The organism is Spirosoma oryzicola (assembly GCF_021233055.1).
Classification (GTDB): Bacteria; Bacteroidota; Bacteroidia; order Cytophagales; family Spirosomataceae; genus Spirosoma; species Spirosoma oryzicola.
On the sequence record NZ_CP089538.1, the window covers coordinates 4,346,047 to 4,367,342 of the forward strand.

Annotated in this window: 19 protein-coding genes; 6 read left to right on the forward strand and 13 right to left on the reverse strand. The window is 48.6% G+C overall.

The features are described from left to right. Window positions 1-53 precede the first annotated feature (53 nt). Window positions 54-1,139 carry a zinc dependent phospholipase C family protein gene (locus LQ777_RS18435; protein WP_232559409.1) on the reverse strand — a complete coding sequence of 362 codons (1,086 nt, stop codon included), beginning with the start codon at window positions 1,137-1,139 and terminating at the stop codon, window positions 54-56. 91 nt (window positions 1,140-1,230) lie between these two features. Here LQ777_RS18435 and LQ777_RS18440 point away from each other — a divergent pair, with 91 nt between their 5' ends. The 3 genes from LQ777_RS18440 (at window position 1,231) to radC (ending at window position 2,815) form a co-directional block, all read left to right on the forward strand. Continuing rightward, on the forward strand, window positions 1,231-1,626 hold the full coding sequence (locus LQ777_RS18440; RefSeq protein ID WP_232559410.1) for a Dabb family protein: 396 nt from the start codon (window positions 1,231-1,233) through the stop codon (window positions 1,624-1,626). A 107-nt stretch (window positions 1,627-1,733) separates the two neighbouring features. Next, window positions 1,734-2,000, forward strand: coding sequence for a 30S ribosomal protein S20 (rpsT, locus tag LQ777_RS18445; protein WP_232559411.1), 267 nt, complete (start codon window positions 1,734-1,736; stop codon window positions 1,998-2,000). Window positions 2,001-2,119: 119 nt separating this feature from the next. Then, entirely contained in the window at window positions 2,120-2,815 is a 696-nt protein-coding gene (gene radC / locus LQ777_RS18450; protein ID WP_232559412.1) for a RadC family protein, read from the forward strand. A 15-nt stretch (window positions 2,816-2,830) separates the two neighbouring features. Here radC and LQ777_RS18455 read toward each other — a convergent pair whose 3' ends face one another. From LQ777_RS18455 to LQ777_RS18470, 4 genes are all read right to left on the reverse strand, one after another. After that, on the reverse strand, window positions 2,831-3,982 hold the full coding sequence (locus tag LQ777_RS18455) for a site-2 protease family protein (protein ID WP_232559413.1): 1,152 nt from the start codon (window positions 3,980-3,982) through the stop codon (window positions 2,831-2,833). 57 nt (window positions 3,983-4,039) lie between these two features. Further along, window positions 4,040-4,657, reverse strand: coding sequence for an HAD family hydrolase (locus LQ777_RS18460; protein ID WP_232559414.1), 618 nt, complete (start codon window positions 4,655-4,657; stop codon window positions 4,040-4,042). Window positions 4,658-4,756: 99 nt separating this feature from the next. After that, entirely contained in the window at window positions 4,757-5,710 is a 954-nt protein-coding gene (locus tag LQ777_RS18465) for an acetyl-CoA carboxylase carboxyltransferase subunit alpha (RefSeq protein ID WP_232559415.1), read from the reverse strand. Between the two features lie 76 nt (window positions 5,711-5,786). Then, window positions 5,787-7,232: an MBL fold metallo-hydrolase RNA specificity domain-containing protein gene (locus LQ777_RS18470; RefSeq protein ID WP_232559416.1), complete on the reverse strand. Its 1,446-nt coding sequence runs from the start codon at window positions 7,230-7,232 to the stop codon at window positions 5,787-5,789. A gap of 143 nt (window positions 7,233-7,375) precedes the next feature. Between LQ777_RS18470 and dacB the strand changes: the two genes are divergently transcribed. Further along, window positions 7,376-8,905, forward strand: coding sequence for a D-alanyl-D-alanine carboxypeptidase/D-alanyl-D-alanine endopeptidase (dacB, locus tag LQ777_RS18475; RefSeq protein ID WP_232559417.1), 1,530 nt, complete (start codon window positions 7,376-7,378; stop codon window positions 8,903-8,905). A gap of 63 nt (window positions 8,906-8,968) precedes the next feature. Here dacB and LQ777_RS18480 read toward each other — a convergent pair whose 3' ends face one another. The 4 genes from LQ777_RS18480 to LQ777_RS18495 form a co-directional block, all read right to left on the reverse strand. Further along, the gene (locus LQ777_RS18480; RefSeq protein WP_232559418.1) at window positions 8,969-9,433 is read right to left on the reverse strand and encodes a response regulator; all 465 of its coding nucleotides are present in this window, start codon (window positions 9,431-9,433) and stop codon (window positions 8,969-8,971) included. After that, entirely contained in the window at window positions 9,387-10,874 is a 1,488-nt protein-coding gene (locus LQ777_RS18485) for a sensor histidine kinase (RefSeq protein ID WP_232559419.1), read from the reverse strand. The genes LQ777_RS18480 and LQ777_RS18485 overlap by 47 nt, the downstream gene beginning before the upstream one ends. 97 nt (window positions 10,875-10,971) lie before the next feature. Beyond that, complete coding sequence (gene hslV / locus LQ777_RS18490) at window positions 10,972-11,511, reverse strand: ATP-dependent protease subunit HslV (RefSeq protein ID WP_232559420.1); 540 nt, start codon at window positions 11,509-11,511, stop codon at window positions 10,972-10,974. Between the two features lie 96 nt (window positions 11,512-11,607). Then, window positions 11,608-12,087, reverse strand: a complete 480-nt coding sequence (locus LQ777_RS18495; RefSeq protein WP_232559421.1) for an Lrp/AsnC ligand binding domain-containing protein — start codon at window positions 12,085-12,087, stop codon at window positions 11,608-11,610. 489 nt (window positions 12,088-12,576) lie between these two features. Here LQ777_RS18495 and lepA point away from each other — a divergent pair, with 489 nt between their 5' ends. Further along, complete coding sequence (gene lepA / locus LQ777_RS18500) at window positions 12,577-14,364, forward strand: translation elongation factor 4 (protein WP_232559422.1); 1,788 nt, start codon at window positions 12,577-12,579, stop codon at window positions 14,362-14,364. A 55-nt stretch (window positions 14,365-14,419) separates the two neighbouring features. Here lepA and LQ777_RS18505 read toward each other — a convergent pair whose 3' ends face one another. Both LQ777_RS18505 and LQ777_RS18510 read right to left on the reverse strand, forming a co-directional pair. Further along, window positions 14,420-15,514 carry a 5-(carboxyamino)imidazole ribonucleotide synthase gene (locus tag LQ777_RS18505; protein WP_232562871.1) on the reverse strand — a complete coding sequence of 365 codons (1,095 nt, stop codon included), beginning with the start codon at window positions 15,512-15,514 and terminating at the stop codon, window positions 14,420-14,422. Window positions 15,515-15,659: 145 nt separating this feature from the next. After that, window positions 15,660-16,361: a head GIN domain-containing protein gene (locus tag LQ777_RS18510; RefSeq protein WP_232559423.1), complete on the reverse strand. Its 702-nt coding sequence runs from the start codon at window positions 16,359-16,361 to the stop codon at window positions 15,660-15,662. 278 nt (window positions 16,362-16,639) lie between these two features. Between LQ777_RS18510 and LQ777_RS18515 the strand changes: the two genes are divergently transcribed. Beyond that, window positions 16,640-17,320, forward strand: coding sequence for an ABC transporter ATP-binding protein (locus LQ777_RS18515; RefSeq protein WP_232559424.1), 681 nt, complete (start codon window positions 16,640-16,642; stop codon window positions 17,318-17,320). Between the two features lie 84 nt (window positions 17,321-17,404). Here LQ777_RS18515 and LQ777_RS18520 read toward each other — a convergent pair whose 3' ends face one another. Beyond that, entirely contained in the window at window positions 17,405-17,791 is a 387-nt protein-coding gene (locus LQ777_RS18520) for a DoxX family protein (RefSeq protein WP_232559425.1), read from the reverse strand. 124 nt (window positions 17,792-17,915) lie between these two features. Continuing rightward, entirely contained in the window at window positions 17,916-21,242 is a 3,327-nt protein-coding gene (locus LQ777_RS18525) for a VCBS repeat-containing protein (protein WP_232559426.1), read from the reverse strand. Window positions 21,243-21,296: the final 54 nt, after the last annotated feature.

A 21,296-nucleotide genomic window follows, 5' to 3' on the forward strand; every position in this document is an offset into this window, starting at 1 on the left:
AACCATAGAAGTACGCAAAAAGCCACCCGAGAAAGGTGGCTTTTTGTTTTTAACTAATCTTCGCTTCGGACGGAGAAAAGGCGCTTAAGCCAGCTTTTCTTTTCGTCGTCGTCTTCTTTTCGTTCCTGTTCAGTCAGGTCATACTTCGCCAGCGACCTTAGATCGGGTTGCCCGGCATCGACCCAGCAGGTATACCAAAAATCGCCGACCATTTTGACCGACGCGCGCATCTGTCGCTCAATCTGCCCACTAAGCCGCTCGTGATACTGTTGCGAAAAAGCAGACGAATAAACTTTGGTAGTAACCCCGTTACGCTCTTCAAAACCAAATTTGCGGCTTTCGCTAACCTCGGTCGTTAGTTGCTCTTCAAAGCGCAACACCGAATCCAGCGCAGCATTAGCGTTAAACACAGCTCGCCAGGCCGCTTTCTGAGGAGAATAGACATACTCGGCCTGCCCGGTCAGAAAATCGTACTCAGCACTGAACAGTTCGGGCAAACGCGACTCCCAAAAGCCGTGGATACCCTGTTGATTCGTTAATTGTCCATTGTAATTTCGGGTTGTGTGTAATGGCACATTAGCATCAGCAATGTAATGGCCAAGATCGGCGGCTACGCGTAGAATCCGTCGGATATTTCGTTGTTTAAACGCTTCTGTTAGGTGATACTTGGTCAATTGGATCTGCCAGGGTACCAGACCATGCAACGCCAGCGAGTCCTCCCCGTAACGTTCGGTGGCTTGTTTATAGAATCGAGGCAGCGTGGTAGACGATGTATCCGGGTAAGCATCCAGATCTATGAAATGCCTTGGAGCCTCCCCTACCACCGCATAACGCCGTTTGTCAGGATTAACAGCATTATCCGTTAAAAACTGAATGTGCTTTTTAAAGAACGGCATCATCTCGGCGGGCAGTGTAAAAACGGCTAGCCGGTTAATCTGCTGATGCGCATAAAACCCCCATACCGGTCCCCGATCTTCTACCCAAAGGTGATTAGTACTTTTCCTTGATTCGTTCGAATGAGTGGGAGCAAGTTCGCGTATCTTTTCTGTCTGAGCAGCATAGCCGTTAGAAAGGCTTTTATAAAAAAGAACAGAAAAATAAGTCAACCAAATAAAACGACTGTATATTTGATAAAGCATGGTACTTTACAGTTAAAATATTTAACTATTCATAACAATCTCCATGCCAAAGCAAATAAAATTCTAAAAATTACATAAATTACAACTGATCATGAATGCCAAATCCCGGGGCTATGCCATTATTGTTGTGCTGATGTGTGCTTTCGCTTTGACAATCTACGGTGCCTATTCACCCGCAAGAAAAGCGCAGAAACAGCAGATCGTCTGCATAAAATTTAAAAAAGGGGTCGAAACCGCAGCTGTTGAACAGCATATGCACAGTTTTGCGGCCCTAAAGCACGAAATTCCACAGATCGTCAATTACACATCAGGTAAGACGATTTTGCCCAATCAGGCCGTTGCCGACTACGATGTTGTGCATTATCTGACCTTTCAGAGTGAAGCCGACATTCGTGCATTTGAGCAAAGTAGCGCTTACAAACAGTTTGTTGCGCAGAGCCAGGCCATTTGGGATAAAACCTTGATCGTCAACGCTGATATTCGGTAGTTGTTGAGCAAAACTTAGGGAATTTTGGCGGGAATTATTGATAATTCCAATCAAAATTCCTATTTTTGCGCCCTCATATCGCGATAACGATTTTATAATACATACAAATGGCAAACCATAAGTCAGCAAAAAAAGCCATCCGGTCGAGCGCTAAGAAGCGGTTGTTGAACCGTTACCAGCACGTAACGACTCGGAACATGGTAAAAAAACTACGTACCACGACCGATCACGCAATGGCGGTTGAATTGTTCAAGTCGGTTTCTTCAGCTTTGGATAAACTTGCAAAACGCAACATCATCCACAAAAACAAGGCTGCTAACAATAAATCGAAACTGGCTCGTTTCGTAAACGGACTGAAAGTAGCTACCGCTTAGTATAAAGCAAGCACTTCTCGTTTGTAAACAACTTTTTTGGTTATGAAACCTTATCTCTTTGCGGATAAGGTTTTTTTATGCACTTTGGAAGCGTAATACCCCGTAACAAATCCGCTTTCATGGCTTACGAAAACGCTGGTACCATTCAAAGCTGGGCTGAAGAAGACCGGCCTCGCGAAAAACTCATGCTTAAAGGCAAAGCCGCGCTTTCCGAAGCCGAGCTTATTGCCATTCTGATTAATTCCGGCACAGTTGACCTGACCGCCGTTGACGTAGCTAAAATTATTCTTAAAAGCGTTGGTAACAACCTCAATGAACTGGCTAAACTCAGCATTAAGGATTTGTCTAAATTTCGGGGAATCGGCGAAGCAAAGGCCATTAGCATCGTTGCGGCACTCGAGCTGGGCCGACGTCGTAAAGAACAGGATCGCCCCCAGCGAGCGCGGATAACCTGCTCTCGCGATGCCTACAACGAGTTACGCCCGCACCTGCTCGACAAACCGCACGAAGAATTTTGGATTTTACTCCTGAACCGAGCGAACGAAGTTCTCCGACCGGCTCAGATCAGTTCGGGTGGCGTATCGGGTACGGTTGCCGACGCCAAACTTATTTTTAAGCAGGCCGTTGAGCATTTGGCTTCGGCAATAATTCTTATTCACAACCACCCGTCCGGAAATCTTACGCCCTCGCAAGCTGACAAAGACTTAACGCGTAAACTAAAAGAGGCAGGTCGGGTATTGGAAATTCCCGTACTCGATCACCTGATCTTTACCGACAAAAGTTATTTCAGTTTTGCCGATGAAGGGTTGTTATAATAAAGATTAAGGTGCTTATGAAATTAGGAAAGGCTTCGGACTAAAGCAGAGTATAAAAACAAGCAATGCCAGCCAGCCTAATACCTTTCGCTTGGTATCGAGTGGTTCCTGGAGTTCTGTTTCGGGGTGATAGACACCCAGGAAACGCCCCAAGACAAACACAAATACCAGAAAACCAGAGTACCCTTCCCACTGAGGCTGAATCCACGAAAAGATTAGCTGCATAACGACTACGCTCAGGGTAATCAACAACGAGGTCATGCGGCTTTCGCTGATGCGTGAAAAAGCCAGGTACAAAAAGGTAATGTAAAGCCCGAACGAGACTAATTCCGAGAAGAAAGCATCATCATTGGCCAGGGCAAAATCCGACGGCTTAAACACGCCCAATCCGGCATAGAACGCAAAAACAATAAACAGTGACGGAGCAACCCACCGGTACAAGTCACGACCTATGAGCGCATACAAAATATGCCCGCCATCCAGTTGTCCGATTGGAATCAGGTTGAGGGAAGTAAAAAAGAGTGCCAGATACCCTGCCAGCAAATACGGGTAATGAATCATTTCGTACCTATGTGGTATCCGCGCAGGATCGGCTACATACGTTTTAAAGAAGGTAAACAGTAGGTTATCGCCTAAACCGACTGCTCCGCCCGGCGGAAGGTTTTGGTAGGCATACTGTCCGTAATCCAGTCCCCATTTCTGGTACTCCGGGTGGATGGTAAAAATAAATTCGGGTGGCGGCAAATGCGAAAACCCGTACCAAAGCACTACTAAAGCTAGTACAAACCCGGCTAGTGGACCAGCAATGCCGATATCGAAGTATTTTCTACGGCTATTAATGTAATCCTTAATGCGGATAAACGCGCCCAGCGTCCCGATGCTTTGTCCGATACCTAACCAGAGCGGAATATAGTACGGCAGCGAAACGCGTACGTTGTTGGCCCTCGCCGTGAAGTAATGCCCGAATTCATGGACAGTCAGGATAGCCAGAAATGGAATAGAGAACTGAAACCCGTCCACAAACTCCTTCCAGCCCAGCGTTGGCATATTCTCGAACGGAATAAACAACCGGCCATACATCCACTCTGCTCCGGACATCGTGGTTGTAATCAGGGTAATTAAAAAAAGACCTCCTTGTAGGAGGTACGTTTTTGTACGTTGGCGCATTAATGCTTTATGCTGTATATGATCTACGATGTAGCCGTATGTCGTACAGGCAATACACTATAGATTTTCGTTTAAGTAATCCAGAATCGTCTTAGGTGGCTGAACCTGCACAGCCCGAATACCTAACTCAGCAGCCGCCCGGATGTTCGCGGCATTGTCATCAAAAAAGGCCGTTTCCTCGGCAACCAGGCCAGCCTCACTTAGCACATGCTGATAGATTTCGGGTGATGGCTTAGCTATCCGGACTTCATAGGAATAAAAGACCCGTTCAAAGATTTCATCCAGTCTTGGTTGGCCCATAGCAGTTAGCACTTCGTTAACGCGCCGAATATGGATAGGACTGGTGTTACTTAGCAGAAAAATGCGGTAATGTTGTTTCAGTTCTTTGATGCGCTCAATTCGTTCAACAGGCAGATCAAGCAGGATGGTATTCCAGGCCGTATCGATAACCTCATCGGCCCAGGCATCATTTTTCAGCAATTGCCGGATGTGGCTCCGAAAGCCTTCATCGTCGAGGATACCTGTTTCGTAGTGATTGATGAAATCGTACTGCTGCCAAATTGTTTCGACCTCAGCCTCGGGTAAGTTAGCCAGCGTAGCAAAGTTCCGAATAGGCGCCGTCAGATCAATTGGAATAATAACGTCGCCGAGATCAAAAATAAGGTTATGAAGCATGGGTCCAGAATAGTATCGTAAAAACGATTACGCTGATAACGATGATTATAACAATCATTTTAGCAGCGTAATGCGGTAATAGAAAGAAAAAGATCAGCGCTATTCGATGACAACACCCATCGAACAGAATTTATCGATACGCTGGCTGATTCGTTCCTGCGGATCAATTGCATTCAGTTCGCCCAGTGCATCGAGAATAACTTTTTTGAGTTGGTAAGCCATCTGCTGATGGTCGTTATGAGCGCCACCCAGCGGCTCTTCAACAATACCATCAACCAGTTTGTACATCTCCATATCACGCGCGGTAAGCTTCATGGCTTCAGCCGCCTGCTCTTTGAAATCCCAGCTACGCCAGAGGATCGTTGAGCAGTTTTCCGGCGAAATAACCGAGTACCACGTATTTTCAAGCATCAGCACGCGGTCTCCGATAGCGATACCCAATGCGCCCCCCGACGCCCCCTCACCAATGACGATGCAGATAACCGGTACGGTAAGCATGAACATTTCCTTGAGGTTACGTGCGATGGCTTCGCCCTGTCCGCGCTCTTCCGCTTCCAGCCCTGGAAAAGCACCCGGCGTATCGATCAGCGTAATGATTGGTTTATTGAACTTCTCGGCTAGCTTCATCAGCCGCAGCGCTTTCCGATAGCCCTCCGGGTTTGGCATACCGAAGTTACGGTGCTGACGCTGTTTGGTGTTGCGTCCTTTCTGCTGGCCGATAATCATAACGGTTTGACCGTCCAGTTCACAGAATCCACCCACCATCGCCGGATCATCACGCACAGTACGGTCACCATGCAATTCGACGAACTGCTCGCACATGAGCGAAATGTAATCGAGTGTATAAGGCCGGTCTGGATGGCGCGACAGCTGAACCCGTTGCCACCGTGTCAGGTTTTGGAATATTTCCCGGCGCAGTTTATCAATACTTTGCTCCAGTACACCAACGGCCTCACTAACATTTACATTACTGCTTTGGGCTAGTCGTTTGGTTTCTTCCAACCGCGCTTCCAGATCAGCGATGGGCTTTTCAAAATCAAGGTATGTTCTCATAAACTGGTCATTCGGAGCGAGACAAGAGCAGTAAAACAGCGTTGACCGGTTCTACTTCTCACTTCTGTCTCCCACACTATAAGTCAAAGCTCTCGCCTTTTTTGGGAATAACAACCTGCGGATAACCTGCTTCGGCCAGTGTAGCCTTGAAGGATTCCATGCTTTCGTATTCACCGTGGACGAGGAAAATATTTTTAAGCGTTTCGGGCGACTGCATCTCGACGAAATTCATCAGATCATTCCGATCACCGTGACCGCTAAACACGTCAATTTTTTCGATGTTAGCCAGTACCTGATGGTCTTTGCCTTTGATGCTCAGCGTTTGTTGCCCGTTCAGCAACCGCCAGCCGAGCGTTCCTTCGGCGCAGTAGCCAATAATAAGAATTGTCGAGTACGGGTTGCTGATGTTTTCGGCAACGTGGTATTCGACGCGTCCGCCCTGGACCATGCCCGACGACGAGATAATGATGCAGGGTTCGCCGTAATTCGATACCGCTTTGCTGGCCTTGGACGATTCGAGAAACTGAAAGTTCTGGAAGTCAAACAGCGCTTCGTTCTCCGCGTAAAACTCCTTGGCTTCGCCGTTCAGCATTTTGATGTGCTGCGAGTAGATCTTTGAACTCTCGAACGCCATAGGGCTATCTGAGAAGACCCGTATCGGTGGGAAGTCACGCTCAGTATAGAGCCGATTCAGCGTATACAGCAATGCCTGCGTACGCCCAACGCTGAACGAAGGAATAATGAGACGCCCTGGAATATCAATGCAGGTTCGCTGAATAATATCGGCCAGCGCATCTTCCGGCGACATCAGATTCTCGTGGAGCCGATTGCCGTAGGTGCTTTCGCAGACCAGGTAATCAACCGGTGGTACGGGTGCGGGGTCAACCAGCAACGGATAGTTTTTCCGACCTATATCCCCCGAAAAACAGATGCTTTTCCGAACGCCATTCTCGAACACATTGATGACGATATGAGCCGCTCCGAGCAGATGCCCCGCCGGAATAAAGGTAACATCGACGCCGTCGGCTACTCTAAACTTGCGGTTGAAAGCAATCGGGACGACATTCTCCATCGTCTCGCGCACCTGCCGATCCAGAAAAAGATCTTTCTGCATCTGTGCCTGCCGATCCTTGACGCGCTGTTTTTTACTGGCGTTCAGTTCGTTAATCCGCTTTTGATTGAGCGAAGCCGCATCTTTCAGCAGTACATTCGTCAGCGCAAACGTGGGTTCTGTGCATAGGATCTGCCCTTCGTACCCTTCCCGAAAAAGGTTAGGCAGGTTTCCTGAATGGTCTACGTGCGCGTGGGTCAGCAGCACTAAATTTATACTTGAAGCCTCAAATGGGAAAAAACCCATGTGAGGAGTGGTTTGGGCGATATCCTGTGATCCGGCCTGCCCGTTGGACTTGGGCCGTTCCATGTCCGACCCACAGTCAATCAGGATGCGGTAATCATCCTCCAACTCCAACAGGTACATGCTGCCTGTTACCTGTCGGGCCGCCCCCATAAACGATAATTTCATGCGTACAGCTTAAAAAACCTATGTCGTTTGTTCGATGTCTCGTAAAGGGTGGGAGTTAACACAAGCTAGGTGGTCAGTATTACGTAAGTTTGCAAAAGTACGAAATACAGCCCGAATCCCCTAACTGTCTCCAAACGCTCTTTATGCCCCGCTTGTTCCTATTTATTTTTTTATTAACCAGTCTGTTCCACTGTTCTGTTTCAGTAAACGCATTTTCCGGCTCGAATTCTACTACCGACTCACTGGCAACTCAGCGTTTGTTGGCCCGTGTCGAAGCGTTTCAGTCAAGTCCAGCCGCTCGGTTTGGCACTGTAGCTTTGTCGGTTCGTCGGGTAAGCGATGGGGCTGAGATTATTGGTTATAATGCCCGCCTAAGTTTACCCTCAGCCTCTACCCTGAAGCTTATCACAACAGCTACAGCAATGATTGTACTGGGCAGTAATTACACATACACGACAACACTGGAATACGACGGCATACTAAAGGACAGTACATTGACGGGCAATCTTTACATTCGCGGAACGGGCGATCCTTCGCTGGGGAGTTGGCGGTTTCCAGCTTACTACGACCTGAGCGCTTTGCTGAAATTCTGGTCGGGAGCGGTTAAAGCGGCTGGCATCCGCCGGATTCAGGGCGCGGTAGTAGGCGATGCCCGCTTGTATACCGATTTGACCACGCCCGATACCTGGCCTTATGGCGATCTGGGTAATTATTACGGGGCTAACCTGAGTGCGTTGAACATCAACGAAAATCTGTATCGTGTATTTTTTAAAACTGGTAAATCAGTCAACGTTCCGGCTGGCGTATTACGAACCGACCCATCCCTACCCTACCTCACGTTGCAGAATAGTGTTGTTACAGATGCCGCTCATACCGGCGATCAGGTTACTATTTATGGAACACCGTTTATGAATCAGCGATGGTTGACGGGCAAAGTACCCATTGGAGAGCCAGACAATGAATTCAGCGTGAAAGGATCGCTTCCCGACCCGGCCTATTTTGCGGCTTACGCTCTTCAGGAGCAGCTACGCCAAGACAGCGTAGCGATCAGCGGTTTACCCATATCCGTCGGCGGAGGATTGACCAGTACTATTACCGAAAACGGTAAGCGAACAGCATTAAATCAGCATCGATCGCCCACGCTGGCCGAGCTGATTCAGCAAACCAATTTTCAGAGTATCAATCTGTACGCCGAAGCCCTGTTACGAACAACGGCGCTGACGTTAAAAAAATCGGTTCGTTCGACTAGCGCTAGCATTGACGCGCTCACTGAATTCTGGAAAGCCAAAGGGGTAGATGTATCCGGTTTCCGGATTCGGGATGGCAGTGGTTTATCAACTGTTGGCGCCCTTACCGCCGACAACATGACGGGTATTCTGAGCGTGATGGGTCGGGACAAATCGTTTCCCCAATTCTATGAAACGATTCCGGTAGTCGGCCAGACAGGAACCGTTAGAAGCCTGGCGCGTGGCACAGCCGCAGCCGGTAACATTCGGGCAAAGAGTGGCTCTATTGAAGGCGTCCGGGCCTACGCCGGTTATTTTACCGCAGCAGACGGCGAACGGATGACATTTTGCGTGTTGGTCAACAAATTCACCCCTGGTCAAAACCGCACCGTAACGGCAGAGTTGGAAAAGATTTTTGTGGGACTGGTTGGGCTAAGTGGAAAATAGCCGATAGCTGTTTGGTTTACACAACCGTCGATCCGGACCGTTGTAAACCAAACAGCTACGTTTTTATCCTTCTACTTCATGATCGCAAACGGTAACGACATTGAACCAATACTGGCCAATGGCTTTTGTCACTTCGCTGAGCCGCTGAAAGGTAGGCGGTTTAGTAATAAAGCTATTCGCTCCATTAAAATAGGATGTCTCGATATCGTCTTTTGCATCAGAAGTCGTTAGCACCACAATGGGAATGTGGCGAAGCTCATCGTTCGCTTTGATTTCCCGCAAAGCCTCTCGGCCGTCTTTACGGGGCATATTCAGGTCCAGCAAAATCAGCTCAGGCAACGTATGGCCCGATTGCGCATAGCGTCCCTTGTAGTTCAGAAAATCAAGCAAATCTTCCCCGTCTTCCGCGAACGAAATACGGCTGGATGGGTAATGCTGATGAAATGCTTCACGAGTGAGGTAACGATCGTCCTCATCATCGTCAACTAGCAGAATATGAATAGCTCTCTGTTGGGTTTGATCGGTCATAATCTTGTAGTGATTGACTTTCAGGCAAGACAACGATAAACGTTGTTCCCTGTCCTGGCTGACTTTTAGCGGTTATGTATCCGTGGTGCGAAACCGTGACCCGCTTACAAATGGCTAGCCCGATACCTGTACCTTCAAATTCACTCTTGCCGTGCAATCGCTGGAAAACTTTAAAAATATGGTCTAAATATTTTTCGTCAAAACCAATTCCATTGTCCTGAACCGTGATTTCCGAGTAAAGTCGTTCTGAAATCAATTCAGGGTAGGCTGACCCCTTCACAGAACGGGCCTGTATTCGAATCAACGGCTGCACATCCGGCCTGGTGAACTTCAATGCGTTGGAAATCAAGTTTGTAAACAGATGATCCATCTGACTGCTGATAGCCGGAATCGTTGGCAAGCTGCCCACCTCGACCCGAACATTTAGCCCCTTGATACGCAATTCCTGATCGTCAAGGATACGCTGAATAATCATACCCAACGGCACCGGTTTGAACTCTTCCTGATGGTTGGAGATGCGGGAAAAATTAAGCAGATCCTTAATCAATTTTGACATACGCTCAGCAGAATGAACAATCTTGTTCATAAACAAGAGGCTGTCGCCATCAAACAAGTTACCGTAACGATCCGTAATCAGGTTGGCAAACGACTGAATCTTCCGGAGCGGCTCCTGCAAGTCATGGCTGGCAACGAACGCAAACCGCTCTAACTCTTCGTTAGACGATTCCAGTTGCCGGATTTGCTCCCTCAGTCGCGCTTCGTATGCTCTCAACTGGTCTTCGTTCTGCTGCCGTCTGGCTAGCTCCTGTTCCAACAGTTGATAAGAAACAACCAGTGATAGGAATGTAAGCAGCGATAAAGCGAATATGATGATAAGCGTATTGCGGAATGAGCGGGCCGCCTGGCGGTTTCGGGTTTCCATCAGCGACCGTTCGGTATCGACCATAACGGCAATATGCCGTCGGAGCACATCCATTCGGCGCTTACCCTCCCCGTTTAAACTGCGGGTGTAGGGCACATTCATCGAGCGATTTTTAACGCGCAACTGCGAAAGCGCCAACTTATCCGCTACCAAATGATCGAGTTTACCCGCCCGCTGTATCTGTACGGTATTGTCATTGTCGGCCATGAGCGTGTGCAGCTGCTCCAGTCGGCTTGGAAGCACCGTTATGGCTACCTGATAATTGTCCAGGTAAGCTGAATCGCTGGTGATAATATAGCCTCGCGATCCCGTTTCAACGTCTTTGACCAACGATAAAATACTTTCCAGTGAACCGACAACCTCGTAGGTGTGGCGAACGCGTTCAGTATCTGTACGATACTGATTATAACTGTAAAATGACAAAGTGAACCCTGACGCAATGAGAACCATCGCCACGAAGAAGCCCAGCGCAATGCGTCGGTTCATAATCTTCGGGGCCGATTGTTTGAGTAATTTCATTACGCTAATAAAATCTATAGACTGCAAATATAAATAAAGAAATGGGCAAACTTGCCTTTGTTAAGCCGTCTATAGAGGGTTGATCACCTGGCACTTTCTAGAGTGTTTCGACAACTAAATTGTGATTCGTGTAAATACACACATCAGCGGCAATGTGTAGGCTTTCGCGTACCATTTCTTCGGCGGATAACGAGGACGCATGCTTCTTTAGAGCTACGGCCGCCGATTGGGCATACACCCCACCTGACCCAATGGCTGCAATCTCGTTGTCGGGCTCAATAACATCACCCGTACCTGATACCAGCAGCAAATCATCTTTGGTAGCGACAATCAACATCGCTTCCAGTTTGCGTAAATAGCGGTCTGTACGCCACTCTTTTGCCAGTTCGATAGCCGCTCGCTTCAGATTACCGCCGTAAGCGTTCAGCTTTTCTTCAAATCGTTCGATTAGTGTAAAGGCGTCAGCCGTTGAACCGGCAAAGCCAGCCAGCACTTTACCGCCCATTAGTACGCGAACTTTACGGACATTACTTTTGGCAACGGTATTGCCCATAGTGGCCTGGCCATCGGCGCCTAGTGCGACTTGACCATTGTGCCGGATACCGACCACCGTAGTTGCATGAATTATAGGTTGCATGGAATAAAATTGTTAGCTTCTATAACGCACAAAAGCCTGTTTACGGTTCATGTAGTGCCGTTTGCTCATCTCCCATAAGGCGTCGTGATGCAGAAGTCATTCTTTCACTTCGGCAAATGGGATAGGCCGATTAACGCTCTCTTCCAGGGATATAAACGTTTCGGTGCGTTGAATACCAGCCACTTTTTGAATCTTGTCGTGCAATACTTCACGCAGATGCTGCGTGTCGCGGCAGACGATTTTGGCAAAAATGCTGTAGATACCCGTTGTGTAATGAACGTTAACTACCTCCGGAATTTTTTCCAGTTGTTCGGACACTTCACCATACAGTGAGCTTTTATCGAGGTAAATTCCCAGAAAGGCGCTAATGTCCCAACCCAGTTTGGCGTGATCGATCACCAGTTGCGACCCGCGAACGATACCCATCTGCTTTAACTTGTTCATTCGAACGTGAACCGTACCTCCCGAAACAAAAATACGTTTACCGATTTCGGTGTAAGGCATGTTGGCGTCCTGCATTAATAAACTCAGTATTTTTAGATCAGTATTATCAATTTCTAAATTTTTCTCGGTCATTTTTAGTTTGTTTTTGATAACTGTTAACAATAATAGCCATTTTTTAAATATATTATAAATTTTGCGAATTTTTTATATGAAATTTGCAATAGAGCAATAGACTGTATTATCTTTGCATTGTCAAGTTGATCGAGCGGGGTCACACGCCGGTCTTCTTGATAACTTTTCTCACACTGTAGGATGTCGAAATTGGCAGACGTGCCCTCCTGTCTCGGGGGTGGTGATAAAGGATAAACGCAGCATAATGCCGCCTGCAAAGGCGACTGGGGTTGACCACCAGAGTTGTACTGTGGCTAACTGCACCGTGGGCGGTTCGAGTCCCCCTCCTACAGCATTTGGTTTTTAGTTTGTTGATGAAGTGTAATTGAACACGCCGGCTCCCTGATGAGTCCGGCGTTTGTTTTTTTGTGCCCGTTTAGATATAAGCGAAAGGCGGACTTTTTTAGTTATTTTTGCCGTTTAGTAGTAAAGACTCCTCCGTTTTACAACGTGAAACATATCCGTAATTTTTGCATTATTGCCCATATCGATCACGGCAAAAGCACGCTAGCTGACCGACTGCTCGAATTTACCAAGACTGTAGGGTCCCGCGATATGCAGGCTCAGTTGCTCGACGACATGGATCTGGAGCGCGAGCGGGGCATTACCATCAAGAGCCACGCCATTCAGATGGACTATATGTACAACGGTGAGTTGTACACACTGAACCTGATTGATACGCCCGGCCACGTCGATTTTAGCTACGAAGTGTCGCGATCCATTGCTGCCTGCGAGGGTGCACTGCTACTCGTTGATGCCTCACAGGGTACGGAAGCGCAAACCATTTCCAACCTCTACCTGGCGCTCAACAACGATCTGGTCATTATTCCTGTATTGAATAAGATTGATCTGCCCGGTGCCATGCCCGAAGAAATTAAGGATGAGATGGTCGATCTGCTGGGTTGTGATCGCAATGACATTATTCCGGCATCGGGTAAAGAAGGCATTGGTGTTCCAGAAATCCTGGCGGCCATCGTCGAACGGATTCCCCCACCAAAAGGCGATCCCAACGGTCCTTTGCAAGCGCTGATTTTCGACTCGCATTTCAACTCCTACCGAGGTATCGAAGTTATTTTCCGTGTCAAGAACGGCCGCATTCGCAAGGGTGATAAGGTAAAGTTCATGAACACCGGTAAAGAATACTTTGCTGATGAAATCGGAACGCTACGCCTGACCCAGGAACCCAAAGACGTTATCGAGTGTGGTGACGTAGGATACCTGATCTCGGGAATTAAGGTAGCCAAAGAAGTAAAGGTGGGTGATACCGTTACAACCATCGATAACCCCGCCAGTGCCGCCATTCAGGGTTTCTCGGAAGTGAAACCGATGGTCTTTGCCGGTATCTATCCGGTAGAAACCAGCGAGTTTGAAGACCTACGCGACGCGATGGAAAAGCTGCAACTCAATGATGCAGCTCTGGTTTGGGAGCCTGAAACATCGGCGGCTTTGGGTTTCGGATTCCGGTGCGGCTTCCTGGGAATGCTCCACATGGAGATTGTACAGGAGCGGCTGGAACGCGAATTCAATATGACCGTTATTACCACCGTACCGTCGGTGCGGTTTGAGGTATTGACAACCAAAGGTGAAGCTATTCAGGTGTCGGCACCCGCTGACATGCCCGAACCAAACCTAATCGATTTCATTGAAGAACCGTTTATTCGGGCGCAGATCATCAGCAAGTCCGAGTACGTCGGTGGCATCATGAGTTTGTGCATGGACAAGCGAAGCATTCTCAGAAATCAGGTTTACTTGACCGCCGACCGGGTAGAACTTCAGTTTGAAATGCCACTAGCCGAAGTTGTCTTTGACTTTTTCGACAAATTGAAGACGATCTCTCGTGGCTACGCGTCACTTGATTACGAATTCATGGACAACCGCGAATCGGACATGGTGAAGCTGGATGTGATGCTCAACGGCGATAAAGTCGATGCGTTATCGGCCATTGTCCACCGGTCGAAGTCGTACGAGTGGGGTAAAAAGCTCTGCGAAAAGCTTCGCGAACTGATTCCTCGTCAACAATTCGAAATTGCCATTCAGGCCGCCATCGGTCAGAAAATTATCGCCCGCGAAACGCTGAGCGCCCTTCGGAAAGACGTACTCGCGAAGTGTTACGGCGGTGATATTTCCCGGAAACGTAAACTGCTTGATAAGCAGAAGAAAGGAAAGAAACGGATGCGTCAGGTGGGTAACGTCGAAATCCCGCAGGAAGCATTTATGGCCGTCCTTAAGATTAATTAAAGCCGTAAAAAAAGCCCCGTTGATCGATCAACGGGGCTTTTTGTTTTTATTAGTGTTACTGACTTACTACTTTGATGGCTCCCTTCACGTCGGAGACTTTCTTGCGTAGTGCTTCCAGTGAGTTGTCCATAACAGTTACGTGCCCCATTTTACGAAATGGTTTGGTAATCGCTTTTCCGTAAAAGAATGGAAACACACCAGGCATAGCCAACAGATTTTCCAATCCTTCGTACACCGCTGGTCCCGTAAATCCATCTTCGCCCAGCAGATTGACCATAGCAGCAGGTTGATAATCCGCTGTATCGCCGAGCGGATAATTGAGAATAGCCCGCCAGTGCTGCTCGAATTGAGAGGTCACGTTGGCCCGGATGGTGTGGTGACCGCTGTTGTGCGGACGCGGGGCCACTTCGTTGATCAGCACATTGCCGGACTTATCGAGGAACAATTCAACGGCTAGCAAGCCAACGATTCCAAACGCTTCGGCCGTGCGACGGGCAATATCCTGTGCTTGCTGGTTTATCTCCTCCAAAATTTCAGCGGGTGCAAACAGGTATTCAACCAGGTTCAATTCAGGGTGAAAAACCATTTCAACGGTTGGGAACGTCTGCACGTCTCCCCGTTCGTTGCGAGCAACAATGACGGCTAGCTCTTTCTCAAAATCGACGGCTTTCTCCAATACACCGGGCGCGTCAAAGGCTTTACCGACATCGGCGACCGACGAAATGCGTTGCACTCCCCGTCCGTCGTACCCATCGCGGCCTAATTTGTGGAAGGCGGGAAAGAAATCAGGCTGGTGTATTTCAACCAACGCTACGTCAGCGCGGTTTTCGGTCAGGACAAAATCGGCAGTAGGCAGGTTGTGGTCGCGGTAGAACTGTTTCTGAAGCCGCTTGTCCTGAATAACCCGGATAACCGAAGGTTGCGGAAAAACTTTCTTTCCTTCGCGTTCGAGCGCTTCGAGTGCTTCCACGTTCACACGCTCGATTTCGATGGTCAGCACGTCAACCGTTTGGCCAAACTGGTAAACCGTGTCATAATCAATCAGCGATCCCTGCGTAAATTGCGTGCAAAGGTGGCGGCAGGGTGCTTCGGCGTCGGGGTCGAGAATATTGACGCGAAGATTCCAGTCGATAGCGGCCTGCAATAGCATCAGACCGAGTTGGCCCCCGCCAAGAATACCAATGGTAGGTGTCAAAAGAGTAATTGGTTGATTAGAAATTTATAGTGCAAAATTACCGCAATCAGCCAATTACCCTAATTACTCTGTACACACAAAGACGCTTTTAGGCGCTTTCTTAATTCTTTTGTGTAATATCAGATCCACCCGACTTGCTCTTTGCCAGCACTTTGGCAGACCCGTAATAGTATATATCTGAACCGCCCGATGCTTTCATACTTAACTCCCGAGAAGCATTAACGTACACGTCAGAACCACCTGACGAGATTGCATTGCAGGTTTCAACGGTCAGTTTACGCGCGTCGAGGTCAGCTCCGCCCGAGCCGTTTGCATTGAGCGTCCGCGCTGAACCCTGAATGATGGCATCGGCTCCACCCGATGCCGATACGTTCAGTTCATCGGCTTTAAGCTCTAGTTTTACGTCGGAGCCGCCCGACGCTTCCACGTTCAAATCATCAAACGACAACCTGCCTTGCCCAAATACGTCAGCCCCACCAGATGCGTGCAGATCCGTCAGCTGTTTAAACGTCAGGTGCGCTTTGACGTATGTATTCTTTCCAAAGCTCCAGTTCATCACACCTTTGCGGTCGATGTACAGTTTCAAAACGCCGTTTTTCACTTCTGACTTCACGTCCTCTTCATCAACCCCTTTGACATCAAAGGTTAGTTTTTCGGAACCGCCCTGGGAGAGATAAACATCAATACCGCTACTAACGCTCAACCCCGTAAACCCCGACACAGTGCGATCTTTTTTCCAGTCAGTGCTAGCCGAATGCATGCCAGACGCTATAACAAACAAGGATAGTACTATTGCTTTCATGCTTTAAGAAACGAGTTGGTTTATGTGAAGATGTAACAAAAGCGCATTAAGTTGCACAACTGCTCAGAAAATATGTCCGATTTCAAAAGTAGCTTTGTCCGCTGCCGGACGAGAAGTTAGAACGACCTAAACCTAATTTATTATTAGACAACCACTTACAAACGTGGCACGACAGTTGAGATTGAGTAAGACAGACGCAGACTTTGCAAGCGCAGGAATTATTCACGCAGGGCACCTAAATTCTCAACCTCGACTAACGCATTCAACGATAACCGATTATGATTCAGCTTAATAACGTCGCTAAATATTACCCCGCTGGCTTTGGCCGAATTTACGTACTCCGCAATATCAATCTGGAGATTGCTCAGGGTGAGTTTGTGTCTATCATGGGGCCATCGGGTTCGGGAAAGTCCACATTACTGCACATTTTGGGACTGCTCGAAGAACCGTCGGAAGGGGAATATTTATTTGATGACCAGCCGGTTCAAAAACTATCCGAGAAGAAACGAACGGAGCTTCACCGCACGCAGATCGGGTTTGTGTTTCAGGCGTACCATTTGATCGACGAACTGACCGTTTACGAAAACATCGAAACGCCCCTACTTTACAAAGGACTAGGTGGTTCAGAACGAAAAAGCCGGGTAGCTGAACTCCTCGACCGCTTCAATATCGTTGCAAAAAAAGACTTATTCCCCGCGCAACTATCGGGTGGCCAACAACAGTTGGTAGGTATTGCAAGGGCCTTAGCGGCTGAGCCGTCGGTAATTTTCGCCGATGAGCCAACCGGTAATTTGCACTCTGATCAGGCGCGCGACATCATGGAAATTTTCAGCGAACTGAACAAAAAGGATGGTGTTACCATCGTACAGGTAACCCACTCGGAAGCCAACGCGGCTTACGGTTCGCGGATCGTCCGGCTGAAAGATGGCTGGCTGGAACCTGAAGAAGCTAAAGTCTAGCTTGACAAAACAGGAAGACTACGGTGTCGGTTTTGAGAAACCGACACCATCACGATACCCGAAACTGACACGCAAGGCCGGGCTTTACTTTTCCGTACTTTTTAACGCCCAATAGATAAGCGCTGGCTGGAAAAGCAAACGAACAAAGCGTTTTCTGTCGGTATCTAAACCGAACGCACTTCGGTTGTTGACGTATTGAGAAATGTTTCCGGGAAAAACAGCCGCAAAGAACGCAGCCGCCACCTTACCAACCGTTTCCTGATGCTCTTCATCGGTGAAGATGAGGCTACTTCCCAGGGCGATTTCGGCGATGCCTGAATAAACAACTGTGTCATCTACATCAAGGGGAACCCAGTCCGGGACTTGTGCCCTGAAATCTTTTCTCAAAAAGGTCAGGTGGCCTATTCCGGCAAACAGCAGGTTTGCGCCAAGCAGAAGTCTCGCTGCTTTTTTTACGTTTTTCTCGGTCATAACGGTGAATTGTTTAGCACTGGTATTGAGCCGGTCATGTACCTGATAAGGCTACCACAAGGCTCGGTATGTTAACCGTACACTCTTCCGATTGTTGGCAGTCTCTAATGACAGCGCAATAGGTTTACTTCATAGTATACGTTTGCACGGGTTGACCCGTTACCCCTACCAAGAGCTCGGTTTGTCCAGCCACACGTACAACAGAGAGATCGCGAACATCACCGCTCCAACACAAACCCGACTGTGGCATGGGTACGTAAGCAAATAGGGGCTTTCCTGGTCGAGATCGGTTCAGAAACAGTTGCCCTCGATTGGCATCCGACCTACCCAGCCGAACCCGGTTGTACTCGCGGTTACCGCCAATGATCAGGTCGAGCAAACCGTCCTTATTAACATCAACAGCGGCCAATGCGTAAGCCGGAGTAACCTGCGCTTCTATGGGCAACGGTTGCGCAGTAAAGCGGTTCGACTCATTGTGAAACAGCACCGTTCGTAGCTCGGCAGCCTGAAGCTTTTGCGCCCTTTTTAGCTCATCTTCCGTAAACAAATCGGTAATCGTAGCTTTTGAGTAGCTCGTATAGTCGGTGAACTTCTTGCGTAGCGCAACTACCTGATCGAGCATTTCGTCGCGGGCGTTGAAAGGAAACGGTTCTTTGGGTGATTTAGCATTTCTATCATAACCGGCCAGCACGGGTAGCTGATTTCCGGTGATGCTTTCCATTCCGTACAAGGTTAACGGGTGGTTTAGGTCGGCCCGCAGTTGGCTATTTAAACCGGCATTAGCCGCTATAATATCGGGCTTTCCATCGTTGTCGAAATCGCCCACCAGCAGCCGGTTCCAGCAACCCGTTACAGCTGACAAACCGTTGTTCAACCGCTGCATCTGCCCTTTCTGAAACGTAAACGTCTGAATCGGTCCGAAGTCCGTCGCCACAATTAGTTCAGGTTTACCATCCGAGGTTAGATCGGCAAAAACAGCATCGGTGACCATACCAAGTTGCTTCAACGTGCCCTGTTGCGTCGTAATATCTGAGAAATTTCCTTTGCCATCGTTCAGCAACAAATGACTCACTGGCGATTCTGGATAGCGGCCCGACACAACCCGCGCGCCAATGAACAGGTCACGGTCGCCGTCGCCATCCACGTCAGCCGTGCGCACACACGATGCGCTAACGAGCACATCAGGGAAAGCATTAGCCTTCGTCAGTTTTCCAGTACCATCGTTCAGATACAAGCGCGCTTTCAGTCGAGCGTCATCGGCAGGCAATTCATAACCGGCGCTTGCGACAACCAGATCGAGGTCCCGGTCTCCATCCACATCTACCCATTCGGCTCCGGCATCTTCACAAGCCCGGTCTGCGACGAGCGCGGGCTGCGAAAGAGGAATAAAACGTCCCGCGCGTTGCACGAACAATTGTCCACCCTGTCCCCGTCCCCTACCAATGAATACATCATCGAGGCCATCGCCATTGGCATCACCAACCGCAAAACGGGGGCCTGTCTGCGACAGCATGTATGGTAATAATGGCTGAACTTTGAAATCATTGATCGTATCTTCCCGATGCAATGCGGGTAGATTTTGCGTAACGTCCCAGTACGGTTTAAGAGTAGCCATTAAAACAGTTTCCGTAGTAGGTTTGTACGAAATAATTAATTGCGGCTTTCCGTCGGACTGAACACGCTGCGTTTTCCCATCGGCCCACCGAACCGTGACCGAATCAACGCGTGTCGTATTTCCCAGGCCAAACAACAACGGTCCATACATCGCCGACTGGAATCCCCGAACCGGCATGAATTCCTGCATCTGCATCCGTCCACCCGCCCAGACACTCACGCGCGATCCGATCAGCTTAGCCGGATTAGCGCCCGTCAGTTGAACCGACAAATAATGATTTGATGCGTTTTTCTCCGCGTGATTCTCGTAAACAGTAGCTTCCGCGTTGACATTGTTGATGACTAAGTCCAGGTCACCGTCGTTATCCAAGTCCGCGTATACAGCCCCATTCGATAGTGAAGGCTCTTTAAATCCCCAGTCGGTAGTTTTGTTTTCAAACGTTAGCTGTCCTGTATTTCGAAAGATGTAATTAGACTCGTCAATGCTGGGCATTTTGGCAATTACCGCCATCGGGTCGGATGACTTGCCAGTTTCGCGCGTTTTCAACTGTTCATCCATCGTGAACTTCAAAAACTCCATGTTCGTGTAATCGCGGGCGTAGCCGTTGGTAACGAACAGATCTTTCCAGCCGTCATTGTCAAAATCAGCGAAGAGGCCAGCCCAGCTCCAGTCCGTGTTTGAGACACCCGCTAATTGCCCGATTTCGCTAAAAACAGGAACAGCAGGTTTCGTTTTTCCCTCACTATTCGCTTCTGGTTGATCACCCACGTTCAGTTGAAGCATATTACGCATCGTCTGGTGGTGAAATCCAGCGCGTAGCAGTTGCTCATATTTATCGTAATTATCGTCGCCCGACGTTAGTTTGATCCGCTCGTTGTTTTCCGGCAGCATGTCGAGCGTTAGCAGATCCGTTCGGCCATCGTTGTTGATGTCAGCCGCGTCGGAGCCCATCGAATACAGTGACGTGTGCCCCATCGCATTCCGCACCACTTCCTGAAAGCTTCCGTTCTGCTGATTGATGTACAAATAATCGTTTTCGTTGTAGTCGTTGGAAACGTACAGGTCGGGCCAGCCGTCGTTGTTGAAATCGCTTACCGCTACGCCAAGACCAAAACTAAGCACGTTGGAAACCATACCCGCTGAGGCTGATACGTCAACGAATTTACCGTTTTGATTTTGGTACAGTTTGCTTGAGTAGTTGGGGTTGTTCTGCTGTTTATAACTGCCGATCATACGACTGAATCCGGCAAACTCCTGCACCGAGTGGTTCAACAGAAAACAGTCCAGATCACCGTCGCGGTCGTAATCGAAGAAAGCGGCCTGGGTCGAATAGGCCGGATCATCTAACCCGTACTCGGCAGCTTTTTCCGAAAACGTTAAATTTTTGTTGTTGATGAACAGTAAGTTCCGGCGCAATCGAACATCGACAGCCGCTGACCGACAAACGTAAATATCGAGCCAGCCATCGGCGTTGATATCGACTAGCGAAACGCCGGTGTTCCATCCGTCGGCAGCACCAACGCCCGCTTTGTCGGTAATATCCTCAAAGGTTATTTCGCCGGAATCCGGTTCCGTCTTGTTTAGATATAGTTTGTTGGCATTGAGATTTCCGGTAAAATACAGATCCGTCAGACCGTCGTTGTTGAAGTCACCAGCGGCCACCCCGCCCCCGTTGTAGAAATAACCATACTTCAGGACGTTAAACTCGGGGGCTTCATCGAGTGTATTCTTGAAGGTGACGTTCGTTTGGGATGATGACAGTTTCTCGAACAACGTATCGTTTCCCTGACAACCAGCCAGCAACAATACAAGCAAACCTAGTTGATACGTCTTCATTGAATGCAATTTACAGTTACGGTTGGCCTTAAATCGTGAAAGCGGACGAGTTAC

Bases quoted from the DNA above. Each gene is read 5' to 3' on its own strand.
- LQ777_RS18435 (WP_232559409.1), bottom strand. From the start codon at position 1,139: ATGCTTTATCAAATATACAGTCGTTTTATTTGGTTGACTTATTTTTCT.
- LQ777_RS18440 (WP_232559410.1), top strand. From the start codon at position 1,231: ATGAATGCCAAATCCCGGGGCTATGCCATTATTGTTGTGCTGATGTGT.
- rpsT (WP_232559411.1), top strand. From the start codon at position 1,734: ATGGCAAACCATAAGTCAGCAAAAAAAGCCATCCGGTCGAGCGCTAAG.
- radC (WP_232559412.1), top strand. From the start codon at position 2,120: ATGGCTTACGAAAACGCTGGTACCATTCAAAGCTGGGCTGAAGAAGAC.
- LQ777_RS18455 (WP_232559413.1), bottom strand. From the start codon at position 3,982: ATGCGCCAACGTACAAAAACGTACCTCCTACAAGGAGGTCTTTTTTTA.
- LQ777_RS18460 (WP_232559414.1), bottom strand. From the start codon at position 4,657: ATGCTTCATAACCTTATTTTTGATCTCGGCGACGTTATTATTCCAATT.
- LQ777_RS18465 (WP_232559415.1), bottom strand. From the start codon at position 5,710: ATGAGAACATACCTTGATTTTGAAAAGCCCATCGCTGATCTGGAAGCG.
- LQ777_RS18470 (WP_232559416.1), bottom strand. From the start codon at position 7,232: ATGAAATTATCGTTTATGGGGGCGGCCCGACAGGTAACAGGCAGCATG.
- dacB (WP_232559417.1), top strand. From the start codon at position 7,376: ATGCCCCGCTTGTTCCTATTTATTTTTTTATTAACCAGTCTGTTCCAC.
- LQ777_RS18480 (WP_232559418.1), bottom strand. From the start codon at position 9,433: ATGACCGATCAAACCCAACAGAGAGCTATTCATATTCTGCTAGTTGAC.
- LQ777_RS18485 (WP_232559419.1), bottom strand. From the start codon at position 10,874: ATGAAATTACTCAAACAATCGGCCCCGAAGATTATGAACCGACGCATT.
- hslV (WP_232559420.1), bottom strand. From the start codon at position 11,511: ATGCAACCTATAATTCATGCAACTACGGTGGTCGGTATCCGGCACAAT.
- LQ777_RS18495 (WP_232559421.1), bottom strand. From the start codon at position 12,087: ATGACCGAGAAAAATTTAGAAATTGATAATACTGATCTAAAAATACTG.
- LQ777_RS18505 (WP_232562871.1), bottom strand. From the start codon at position 15,514: ATGCTATTGCAGGCCGCTATCGACTGGAATCTTCGCGTCAATATTCTC.
- LQ777_RS18510 (WP_232559423.1), bottom strand. From the start codon at position 16,361: ATGAAAGCAATAGTACTATCCTTGTTTGTTATAGCGTCTGGCATGCAT.
- LQ777_RS18515 (WP_232559424.1), top strand. From the start codon at position 16,640: ATGATTCAGCTTAATAACGTCGCTAAATATTACCCCGCTGGCTTTGGC.
- LQ777_RS18520 (WP_232559425.1), bottom strand. From the start codon at position 17,791: ATGACCGAGAAAAACGTAAAAAAAGCAGCGAGACTTCTGCTTGGCGCA.
- LQ777_RS18525 (WP_232559426.1), bottom strand. From the start codon at position 21,242: ATGAAGACGTATCAACTAGGTTTGCTTGTATTGTTGCTGGCTGGTTGT.